The organism is Streptomyces sp. (genome assembly GCF_035563135.1).
In the GTDB taxonomy this organism is placed as follows: Bacteria; Actinomycetota; Actinomycetes; order Streptomycetales; family Streptomycetaceae; genus Streptomyces.
The window spans coordinates 1-10112 of record NZ_DATMVN010000617.1 but is presented as its reverse complement, the minus strand read 5'-3'; the positions used below and the strand labels follow the sequence as shown (position 1 = coordinate 10112).

Here is a 10112-nt window from a genome sequence, read left to right as displayed (position 1 = left end):
CGGCGGCTCCCGCCCGGTCCCCGCCCGGTACGGCCGCCCGGGAGGGGCGGGCCCCGGCGGGCCCGGGGGGCTCCTTCCGGCGGTAGCCTTGCCGCCCGTGATCGAAATCCTCATCTGGACCGTCGTCGCGCTCTTCGCGATCGGCCTGTACCTCAGCTGGACCGCCGGGCGGCTCGACCGGCTCCACGCCCGTATCGACGCGGCCCGGGCGGCGCTGGACGCCCAGCTGCTGCGCCGCGCGTCGGTCACCCAGGAACTGGCCACCTCCAAGGTCCTGGATCCCGCGGCGTCGATCGTCCTGTACGAGGCGGCGCACGCGGCGCGACAGGCCGAGGAGGAGCAGCGCGAGGTCGCCGAGAGCGAGCTGAGCACCGCCCTGCGGGCCGTGTTCGGCGAGGTGGCGCAGGTCGAGGCGGTGAAGGAGTTCCCGGGCGGTGAGGACGCGGCCAGGGAACTGGCCGCCGCGGTGCGCCGCGTACCGATGGCGCGCCGCTTCCACAACGACGCCGTGCGTGCCGCCCGCGCGCTGCGCAGGCACCGGACGGTGCGGCTGTTCCGGCTGGCGGGGCACGCCCCGTTCCCGCTCGCGTTCGAGATGGACGACGAGCCGCCGGTCGCCCTGGCCGACCGTCCCGGGAGCCGGTAGCGGGCCGGGCCGGCGGCCGGCAGCGGGCGGTCCGGGGCCCCGGGGACGTGCAGAACGGTCCACGGGGTACTCATTGGCCCTTGCTGTGGACTGCTTCCGGAGCGTTTGCTCGGGGCTGCAGTATTCAGTGTCTTTCCACCCCAGTGAGGTCGATCCGTGTCCACGCCCCCCAGCACCCCGCAGTCCGCCCAGACCCCGGCCACCGGCACCGCCCGAGTCAAGCGCGGCATGGCCGAGCAGCTCAAGGGCGGTGTGATCATGGACGTCGTCGATGCCGAGCAGGCGAAGATCGCCGAGGACGCGGGCGCCGTGGCCGTCATGGCCCTGGAGCGGGTGCCGGCCGACATCCGCAAGGACGGCGGTGTGGCCCGGATGTCGGACCCCAACATGATCGAAGAGATCATCGAGGCCGTCTCCATCCCCGTCATGGCCAAGTCGCGCATCGGCCACTTCGTCGAGGCCCAGGTGCTCCAGTCCCTCGGTGTCGACTACATCGACGAGTCCGAGGTCCTCACCCCGGCCGACGAGGTCAACCACAGCGACAAGTTCGCCTTCACCACCCCCTTCGTCTGCGGCGCCACCAACCTGGGCGAGGCCCTGCGCCGTATCGCCGAGGGCGCCGCGATGATCCGTTCGAAGGGTGAGGCAGGCACCGGCAACGTCGTCGAGGCGGTCCGGCACCTGCGCCAGATCAAGAACGGGATCGCCCGGCTGCGCGGCTACGACAACAACGAGCTGTACGCCGCGGCCAAGGAGCTCCGCGCCCCCTACGAGCTGGTCAAGGAGGTCTCCGAGCTCGGCCGGCTGCCCGTCGTCCTGTTCTCGGCCGGCGGCGTGGCCACCCCCGCGGACGCGGCCCTGATGCGTCAGCTCGGCGCCGAGGGCGTCTTCGTGGGCTCCGGCATCTTCAAGTCCGGTGACCCGGCCAAGCGCGCCGCCGCCATCGTGAAGGCCACCACCTTCTACGACGACCCGAAGATCATCGCGGACGCCTCGCGCAACCTGGGCGAGGCCATGGTCGGCTTCAACTGCGACACGCTGCCCGAGGGCGAGCGCTACGCCAACCGCGGCTGGTAAGCACCGATGACCCACACCCCTGTCATCGGAGTCCTGGCTCTCCAGGGCGACGTACGGGAACACCTGATCGCCCTGGCCACGGCGGACGCCCTGGCCAGGCCGGTCAGGCGGCCCGAGGAGCTCGCCGAGGTCGACGGGCTCGTCATACCCGGCGGTGAATCCACCACCATGTCCAAACTGGCCGTCCTCTTCGGCATGCTGGAGCCGCTGCGCGAACGGGTGGCCGCCGGGATGCCTGTCTACGGCACCTGCGCGGGCATGATCCTGCTCGCCGACAAGATCCTCGATCCTTCCCCGGCCTCTCAGCTCCGTTCGGGCGGGGGACACCCCTTTTCCGGCCAGGAGACGGTCGGCGGCATCGACATGATCGTGCGCCGTAACGCTTTCGGGCGGCAGAACGAGTCCTTCGAGGCGGCCGTGGAGGTCGCCGGGGTGCCCGGCGGGCCCGTCGACGGCGTCTTCATCCGGGCCCCCTGGGCGGAGTCGGTCGGCGCGCGTGCGGAGGTCGTCGCGGTGCACGGCGGGCATATCGTGGCCGTACGCCAGGGAAACGCCCTGGCCACCTCGTTCCACCCGGAACTGACCGGTGACCACCGCGTGCACGCGCTCTTCACGGACATGGTGCGCTCCGTGAGCTGATCCGGCCCCGGTAGGATCTCTCGGGTTCGGATCGATTTTGGTGACGCGAAGGAGAAGGCAGATGTCCGGCCACTCTAAATGGGCTACGACGAAGCACAAGAAGGCCGTGATCGACGCCAAGCGCGGCAAGCTCTTCGCGAAGATGATCAAGAACATCGAGGTCGCGGCCCGCACGGGCGGCGCCGACGTGTCCGGCAACCCGACTCTCTTCGACGCCATTCAGAAGGCCAAGAAGAGCTCGGTCCCGAACAAGAACATCGACTCGGCGGTCAAGCGTGGCGCCGGCCTCGAGGCCGGCGGCGCCGACTACGAGACGATCATGTACGAGGGCTACGGCCCGAACGGCGTCGCGGTGCTCATCGAGTGCCTCACCGACAACCGCAACCGTGCCGCGTCCGACGTCCGTGTCGCCATGACGCGCAACGGCGGTTCGATGGCGGACCCGGGTTCCGTCTCGTACCTGTTCAACCGCAAGGGTGTCGTGATCGTCCCCAAGGGCGAGCTGACCGAGGACGACGTGCTCGGAGCGGTGCTCGACGCGGGTGCCGAGGAGGTCAACGACCTCGGTGACACCTTCGAGGTGCTCAGCGAGGCCACCGACATGGTCGCGGTCCGCACGGCGCTCCAGGAGGCCGGCATCGACTACGACTCGGCCGAGGCCAACTTCGTCCCGACCATGCAGGTCGAGCTGGACGAGGAGGGCGCGCGCAAGATCTTCAAGCTGATCGACGTCCTGGAGGACAGCGACGACGTGCAGAACGTCTTCGCCAACTTCGACATCTCCGACGAGGTCATGGAGAAGGTCGACGCCTGAGGCGGCGGCACGCAGTACACCGACGGGCCGACGGGACACACCCCGTCGGCCCGTCGCACTGTCAGTGGCAGCCGATAACCTGCGGGAACAGATGACCGAGCGGCGAAGGGGGCCCCATTCATGCGGGTGCTGGGGGTTGACCCGGGACTGACCCGGTGCGGTGTCGGAGTCGTCGAGGGAGTGGCCGGCCGGCCGCTCACCATGGTCGGCGTCGGCGTCGTGCGGACCCCGCCCGACGCGGAGCTCGGCCACCGGCTCGTCGCCATCGAGCAGGGCATCGAGCGCTGGCTCGACGAGCACCGGCCCGAATGCGTCGCGGTGGAGCGGGTGTTCAGCCAGCACAACGTGCGTACGGTGATGGGGACCGCCCAGGCCAGCGCCGTCGCCATGCTCTGCGCGTCGCGCCGCGGCATCCCGGTCGCCCTGCACACCCCCAGCGAGGTCAAGGCCGCGGTCACCGGATCGGGACGCGCCGACAAGGCCCAGGTCGGGGCCATGGTGACCCGGCTGCTGCGGCTCGACGCCCCGCCGAAGCCCGCCGACGCCGCCGACGCCCTCGCCCTCGCCATCTGCCACATCTGGCGCGCGCCCGCTCAGAACCGACTGCAGCAGGCCGTCGCCGCCCACCGCACGCTGAAAGGCCGTACCGCATGATCGCCTTCGTCTCCGGCCCGGTGGCCGCCCTCGCCCCGGCCACGGCCGTGATCGAGGTCGGCGGCATCGGCATGGCCGTCCAGTGCACCCCCGGCACGCTCGCCGGCCTGCGGATCGGCGAGGAGGCCAGGCTGGCCACGTCCCTGGTCGTCCGGGAGGACTCACTCACCCTCTACGGCTTCGCGGACGACGACGAGCGGCAGGTCTTCGAGCTGCTGCAGACCGCCAGCGGGGTGGGCCCCAGGCTGGCCCAGGCCATGCTCGCCACCCACAGCCCCGACGCCCTGCGCACCGCCGTCGCCACCGGTGACGAGAAGGCACTCACCGCCGTCTCCGGCATCGGCAGGAAGGGCGCCCAGAAGCTCCTCCTCGAACTCAAGGACCGGCTCGGCGAACCGGTCGGCGCGCACATCGGACAGCAGGGCATCGGCGCCGCCGTCAGCAGTTCCTGGCGCGACCAGCTGCAGGCCGCCCTGATCGGCCTCGGCTACGCCACCCGAGAGGCGGACGAAGCCGTGACCGCCGTGACCCCGCAGGCCGAGGCGGCGATCGCCGACGGCGGTCAGGCCCCCGTGCCGCAGCTGCTGCGCGCCGCCCTGCAGACACTCAACCGCGCACGCTGACCCCAGGGGCCCCACACGCCCTGCACACCGGCCGGTACACCGCGCGGACCGGCACCGAAACACCCGAGGCGGGACTGACGAGATGAACTGGGACGAGACCGGACCCGACACCGGCGACCTCACGGACGACCGCCTGGTCGACGCCGGAGCGGACGGCGAGGACACGGCGGTCGAGGCCGCCCTGCGCCCGAAGGACCTGCACGAGTTCGTGGGTCAGGAGAAGGTGCGCGAACAGCTCGACCTGGTCCTCAAGGCCGCCCGTGCCCGGGGCGCCACCGCCGATCACGTCCTGCTCTCCGGCGCCCCCGGTCTGGGCAAGACCACTCTCTCCATGATCATCGCGGCCGAGATGGGCGCGCCGATCCGGATCACCTCCGGCCCCGCCATCCAGCACGCCGGCGATCTCGCCGCGATCCTGTCCTCGCTCCAGGAGGGCGAGGTCCTCTTCCTCGACGAGATCCACCGCATGTCGCGGCCGGCCGAGGAGATGCTCTACATGGCGATGGAGGACTTCCGGGTCGACGTCATCGTCGGCAAGGGCCCGGGGGCCACGGCCATCCCGCTGGAACTGCCGCCGTTCACCCTCGTCGGCGCCACCACCAGGGCCGGGCTGCTGCCGCCCCCGCTGCGCGACCGCTTCGGCTTCACCGGGCACATGGAGTTCTACGCCCCCACCGAGCTGGAGCGGGTCATCCACCGCTCCGCCGGCCTCCTCGACGTCGCCATAGACACAGCGGGCGCCGCCGAGATCGCCGGACGCTCCCGGGGAACGCCCCGCATCGCCAACCGTCTGCTGCGCCGCGTCCGGGACTACGCCCAGGTCAAGGCGGAGGGGCGGATCGACCGTGACATCGCGGCCGCGGCCCTGCGGGTGTACGAGGTCGACGCCCGGGGGCTCGACCGGCTGGACCGCGCGGTGCTGAGCGCCCTGCTGAAGCTCTTCGGAGGAGGCCCCGTCGGGCTCTCCACCCTCGCGGTGGCCGTGGGGGAGGAGCGCGAGACGGTCGAGGAGGTCGCCGAGCCCTTCCTCGTGCGGGAAGGGCTGCTCGCGAGGACCCCGCGGGGCAGGGTCGCCACCCCCGCGGCATGGGCGCACCTCGGACTCGTACCACCGCAGCACGGCGCAAAGGGACAACAGGGCCTGTTCGGGGCGTGACACAGGACGGGGTGGCCAGCAGGGGAACCACGGTGCCATGCTGGACGTTGTTCCAATGATGCGGACTCGCTTAGACTCCGCCGATGCCGCCCGTACAGGTCGGTGTACCCACCCCCGTAGATCAGGCCGCGTGATTACCAGCGTGGTCGTGCGAAGGAAGTTCCGTCCCGTGAGTCTCGTGACCCTCCTCCCCTTCATCGTGCTCATCGGGGCCATGTTCCTGATGACCCGGTCCGCCAAGAAGAAGCAGCAGGCGGCTGTGCAGATGCGCAACGACATGCAGCCCGGCACCGGTGTCCGGACGATCGGGGGCATGTACGCCACCGTGAAGGAGATTCAGGAGGACACGGTTCTCCTCGAGGTCGCGCCCGGCGTCCACGCCGTCTACGCCAAGAACGCCATCGGCGCCGTCCTGGAGGACGCGGAGTACAACCGCATCGTCCACGGTGACGACGAGCTGGAGAGCGACGGCACGGTCGTGCCCGACGACGCCTCCTCGCTCACCGCCGGCGAGCCCGCGGACGTGGACGTCGCGAAGATCGACCTGGGCAAGAAGGCCGAGGACGCCGACGCGCCGAAGGACGCCGAGGCCGAGGACACCAAGGCCGACGGCAAGGGCGACGCGAAGTAGTTCCACGACCCACAGACGCCGGGCACCCACAGGTGTCCGGCGTCTTACGGGCCGTGCGGTCATCTGCGGGGGCGGGTCCCCACAACACTTCGTGGCCGCTCGGGCGCGTACCCGGCGCGGGGCGGTTGGACAGGGAGAAACGAAAAGGTGGCAGCACCGAAGAAAGGCCGGGGCTCAACCGGTGGACAGGGCAGGCCGGGGCGTGCCCTGGTCCTGATCCTCATCGCCATGGTCGCCCTGACCGGCGGGATGTTCCTGTCCGGTCACACCACGCCCCGGCTCGGTATCGACCTTGCGGGCGGCACCTCGATCACCCTCAAGGCGAAGAGCCAGCCCGGCAAGCCCGAGGCGATCAACGAGACCAACATGAACACCGCGGTCAGCATCATCGAACGCCGTGTCAATGGTCTGGGTGTCTCCGAGGCCGAGGTCCAGACCCAGGGCGCATCGAACATCATCGTCAACATCCCCAAGGGGACGAATTCGGAGCAGGCCCGGGAGCAGGTCGGCACGACCGCCCAGCTCTACTTCCGGCCCGTGCTCACGGTCACCGGCGGTGCACCGACACCCGAGGGTTCCGCGAGCCCGTCCGCGAGCGGTTCCGGGAAGCCGAGCGCCACGCCCAGTGCGAAGGCGAGCGACCCGGAAACGGCCTCCGACCCGAAGACGACGCCCTCGGCGAGCGCCACCACCCAGGGCCGTGCCGTCACCGGCGCCCTGAAGAAGGACACGACGCCGACCCCGGCCGCCGGCACCTCCGGTGCGGCGGACACCCCCGCGGCGACCGGGACACCCGACCCCGCCACCGCGGCGCTCGAAAAGAAGTTCACCGCGCTGGACTGCACCGACAAGGAGGCCCGTGCGGCCGCCGGTGACGGCGTCAAGCCCGAGGACTCCACGGTCGCGTGCAGCTCCGAGGGCGACGCCAAGTACCTCCTCGGCCCGGCCGAGGTCTCCGGTACGGACGTCGACGACGCGAAGGCCCAGTTCGACCAGCAGCGCGGCATCTGGCTCGTCTCGATGGAGTTCACCGACAAGGGCTCCAAGAAGTTCCAGACGATCACGAAGAAGCTGTCGACGCAGCAGTCCCCGCAGAACCAGTTCGCGATCTCCCTCGACGGTGAGGTCGTCTCCGCGCCCCAGGTGAACGAGGCACTCAGCGGCAGCGCCGAGATCTCCGGCAGCTTCACCCAGCAGTCGGCGGAGGAGCTGGCCAACGTCCTCTCCTACGGCGCCCTCCCGCTGTCCTTCAGCGAGGACACCTTCACCACCGTCACCGCCGCCCTCGGCGGCGAGCAGCTCGAAGCCGGTCTGATCGCCGGTGCCATCGGGCTGGCTCTGGTCGTCATCTACCTGGTGGCCTACTACCGCGGCCTGGCGCTCATCGCCCTCCTCAGCCTGCTGGCCTCCGGCATCCTGACCTACACGATCATGGCCCTGCTCGGTCCGGCCATCGGCTTCGCGCTGAACCTCCCGGCCGTCTGCGGTGCCATCGTGGCGATCGGTATCACGGCGGACTCCTTCATCGTCTACTTCGAACGCATCCGGGACGAGATCCGTGAGGGCCGCACGCTCCGGCCGGCCGTCGAGCGTGCCTGGCCCAGGGCCCGGCGCACCATCCTCGTGTCCGACTTCGTGTCGTTCCTCGCCGCGGCCGTGCTCTTCCTCGTCACCGTCGGCAAGGTCCAGGGCTTCGCGTTCACGCTCGGTCTCACGACCCTGCTCGACGTCGTCGTGGTGTTCCTGTTCACCAAGCCCGTGATGACACTGATGGCCCGCACGAAGTTCTTCGCCAGCGGTCACCCGTGGTCCGGCCTGGACCCGAAGCGGCTCGGCGCCAAGCCCCCGCTGCGCCGCTCGCGCCGCGTCAACGTCCGCACCGACCACCCGAAGGAGGCGTGAGATGTCGCGACTCGGCAATCTCGGCGCCCGGCTCTACCGTGGCGAGGTCGGTTACGACTTCATCGGCAAGCGCAAGATCTGGTACGGCGTCTCGATCCTGATCACCATCACGGCCATCCTCGGCCTGGCGGTCAGCGGCCTGAACATGGGCATCGAGTTCAAGGGCGGCGCCGTCTTCACGACCGACACCAAGGCCGAGGTGTCCGTCTCCCAGGCGCACGAGGACGCGGTCGAGGCCTCCGGCCACGAGGCGATCGTCCAGGAGCTCGGCAACGGCGGGCTCCGGATCCAGATCACCGAGGTCGACACCCAGAAGGCCGACCAGATCAAGGCCCAGCTCTCCGAGGACCTCGGCATCCCCGAGGCGGAGATCAACGCGGACCTCGTCGGCCCCAGCTGGGGTGAGCAGATCGCCAACAAGGCCTGGGCGGGCCTCGGCATCTTCATGGTCCTCGTGGTGGTCTACCTCGCCATCGCCTTCGAGTGGCGCATGGCCGTCGCGGCACTGATCGCGCTGATCCACGACATCACCATCACGGTCGGCATCTACGCCCTCGTCGGCTTCGAGGTCACCCCGGGCACCGTGATCGGTCTGCTCACGATCCTCGGTTACTCCCTCTACGACACGGTGGTCGTCTTCGACAGCCTGAAGGAGGGCACGAACGGGATCACCAAGCAGACCCGCTGGACCTACAGCGAGATCGCCAACCGTTCCATCAACGGCACGCTGGTGCGCTCCATCAACACCACCGTCGTCGCCCTGCTGCCGGTCGCCGGCCTGCTGTTCATCGGCGGCGGTGTGCTCGGCGCGGGCATGCTGAACGACATCTCGCTGTCCCTCTTCGTCGGCCTCGCCGCCGGTGCGTACTCCTCGATCTTCATCGCCACCCCGCTGGTCGCCGACCTCAAGGAACGCGAGCCGCAGATAAAGGCACTGAAGAAGCGGATCCTCGCCAAGCGGGCCGCGGCGGCCGCCAAGGGAGAGTCCGCCGAGGACGAGCGTGACGACCGGGCCGGGGACCCCGAGGAGGGGGACACCGAGCCGGCCGGAGCGGTCGTGGGCCAGCGGCGGCAGCCCGGGGGCCACGGCAGGACCCCGAGGAACCGCCGATGACCGGCACGAGCGTCACCGACGCCACCCGGGAGCTCCTGCTCAGCCGCATCCGTGACGTGCCCGACCACCCGAAGCCCGGAGTGGTGTTCAAGGACATCACCCCGCTGCTCGCGGACCCGGCCGCCTTCAGCGCGCTCACCGACTTCTTCGTGGAGCTCTGCGTACGGCACGGGGCCACCAAGATCGTCGGCCTTGAGGCGCGTGGCTTCATCCTGGCCGCGCCGGTCGCGGTCCGGGCCGGGATCGGTTTCGTACCCGTGCGCAAGGCAGGGAAACTGCCCGGCGCCACGCTCGGGCAGGCGTACGAGCTGGAGTACGGCACGGCGGAGATCGAGATCCACGCCGAGGACCTGGCCGCCGACGACCGGGTCATGGTCATCGACGACGTCCTGGCCACCGGTGGCACCGCCGAGGCCTCGCTGGAGCTGATCCGGCGGGCCGGAGCGCAGGTCGCCGGGGTGGCGGTCCTCATGGAGCTCGGCTTCCTCGCCGGCCGCGCCCGCCTGGAGACAGGGCTGCGGGACGCTCCGCTGGAGGCTCTGATCACCCTCTGACCTGCGCCGCACGCGTGAGGACGTACAGGACGGGTACCCGGGAACATCCGGGTACCCGTCCCGTGTTGTGAGGGGTTCCACACGCCCCGGGCGAGGACCTGCCCGGGGGTCGATACCATGGGCTTTCCGGTAGCCCGGATCCGCACGAGGAGCGCTCTTGCCAGACGAGGCCCAGCCAGTCGCCGCCCCGCAGCCCGAAAGGCCCGCGGCGGCCTCCGCCACGCCCGGGAAGGCGCAGTCCGACGGGGCGGGCGCCCCCGGGCCCGCCGGTGAGCGCACCCAGGGCCCCGCCCAGGCTCCGG

11 protein-coding genes are annotated in these 10112 nt (G+C 70.5%); all 11 read left to right on the top strand.

Features of this window, described 5'->3' with window-relative positions:
* Nucleotides 1-97: 97 nt before the first annotated feature.
* The 11 genes from VN520_RS27545 to VN520_RS27495 all read left to right on the top strand — a co-directional run bounded on the left by VN520_RS27545 (nucleotide 98) and on the right by VN520_RS27495 (nucleotide 9810).
* Nucleotides 98-646 carry a hypothetical protein gene (locus VN520_RS27545; protein ID WP_325749657.1) on the top strand — a complete coding sequence of 183 codons (549 nt, stop codon included), beginning with the start codon at nucleotides 98-100 and terminating at the stop codon, nucleotides 644-646.
* A 156-nt stretch (nucleotides 647-802) separates the two neighbouring features.
* A complete protein-coding gene (gene pdxS / locus VN520_RS27540) occupies nucleotides 803-1723 on the top strand; it encodes a pyridoxal 5'-phosphate synthase lyase subunit PdxS (RefSeq protein ID WP_325749656.1) in 921 nt (306 codons plus the stop codon).
* Between the two features lie 6 nt (nucleotides 1724-1729).
* Nucleotides 1730-2362, top strand: a complete 633-nt coding sequence (pdxT, locus tag VN520_RS27535) for a pyridoxal 5'-phosphate synthase glutaminase subunit PdxT (protein WP_325749655.1) — start codon at nucleotides 1730-1732, stop codon at nucleotides 2360-2362.
* A gap of 61 nt (nucleotides 2363-2423) precedes the next feature.
* Nucleotides 2424-3176 (top strand): YebC/PmpR family DNA-binding transcriptional regulator, encoded by a 753-nt coding sequence (locus tag VN520_RS27530; protein WP_325749654.1) that lies wholly within the window; start codon nucleotides 2424-2426, stop codon nucleotides 3174-3176.
* A gap of 120 nt (nucleotides 3177-3296) precedes the next feature.
* Entirely contained in the window at nucleotides 3297-3830 is a 534-nt protein-coding gene (gene ruvC, locus VN520_RS27525) for a crossover junction endodeoxyribonuclease RuvC (RefSeq protein ID WP_325749653.1), read from the top strand.
* Entirely contained in the window at nucleotides 3827-4453 is a 627-nt protein-coding gene (gene ruvA / locus VN520_RS27520) for a Holliday junction branch migration protein RuvA (RefSeq protein WP_325749652.1), read from the top strand. Before ruvC ends, ruvA begins: the two co-directional genes overlap by 4 nt.
* Nucleotides 4454-4535: 82 nt before the next feature.
* Entirely contained in the window at nucleotides 4536-5609 is a 1074-nt protein-coding gene (gene ruvB / locus VN520_RS27515) for a Holliday junction branch migration DNA helicase RuvB (RefSeq protein ID WP_325749651.1), read from the top strand.
* Nucleotides 5610-5778: 169 nt separating this feature from the next.
* Nucleotides 5779-6240, top strand: coding sequence for a preprotein translocase subunit YajC (gene yajC, locus VN520_RS27510; protein WP_325749650.1), 462 nt, complete (start codon nucleotides 5779-5781; stop codon nucleotides 6238-6240).
* 147 nt (nucleotides 6241-6387) lie between these two features.
* Nucleotides 6388-8142 carry a protein translocase subunit SecD gene (gene secD / locus VN520_RS27505; RefSeq protein ID WP_325749649.1) on the top strand — a complete coding sequence of 585 codons (1755 nt, stop codon included), beginning with the start codon at nucleotides 6388-6390 and terminating at the stop codon, nucleotides 8140-8142.
* A 1-nt stretch (nucleotide 8143) separates the two neighbouring features.
* Nucleotides 8144-9256, top strand: coding sequence for a protein translocase subunit SecF (gene secF, locus VN520_RS27500; RefSeq protein ID WP_325749648.1), 1113 nt, complete (start codon nucleotides 8144-8146; stop codon nucleotides 9254-9256).
* Nucleotides 9253-9810, top strand: a complete 558-nt coding sequence (locus tag VN520_RS27495; protein ID WP_325749647.1) for an adenine phosphoribosyltransferase — start codon at nucleotides 9253-9255, stop codon at nucleotides 9808-9810. The genes secF and VN520_RS27495 overlap by 4 nt, the downstream gene beginning before the upstream one ends.
* The last annotated feature ends 302 nt before the right edge of the window (nucleotides 9811-10112 follow it).

What these genes read in the sequence shown, in the direction of transcription:
- VN520_RS27530 (WP_325749654.1), top strand. Translation starts at nt 2,424, where the DNA reads ATGTCCGGCCACTCTAAATGGGCTACGACGAAGCACAAGAAGGCCGTG.
- ruvC (WP_325749653.1), top strand. Translation starts at nt 3,297, where the DNA reads ATGCGGGTGCTGGGGGTTGACCCGGGACTGACCCGGTGCGGTGTCGGA.
- pdxT (WP_325749655.1), top strand. Translation starts at nt 1,730, where the DNA reads ATGACCCACACCCCTGTCATCGGAGTCCTGGCTCTCCAGGGCGACGTA.
- secF (WP_325749648.1), top strand. Translation starts at nt 8,144, where the DNA reads ATGTCGCGACTCGGCAATCTCGGCGCCCGGCTCTACCGTGGCGAGGTC.
- ruvA (WP_325749652.1), top strand. Translation starts at nt 3,827, where the DNA reads ATGATCGCCTTCGTCTCCGGCCCGGTGGCCGCCCTCGCCCCGGCCACG.
- VN520_RS27495 (WP_325749647.1), top strand. Translation starts at nt 9,253, where the DNA reads ATGACCGGCACGAGCGTCACCGACGCCACCCGGGAGCTCCTGCTCAGC.
- ruvB (WP_325749651.1), top strand. Translation starts at nt 4,536, where the DNA reads ATGAACTGGGACGAGACCGGACCCGACACCGGCGACCTCACGGACGAC.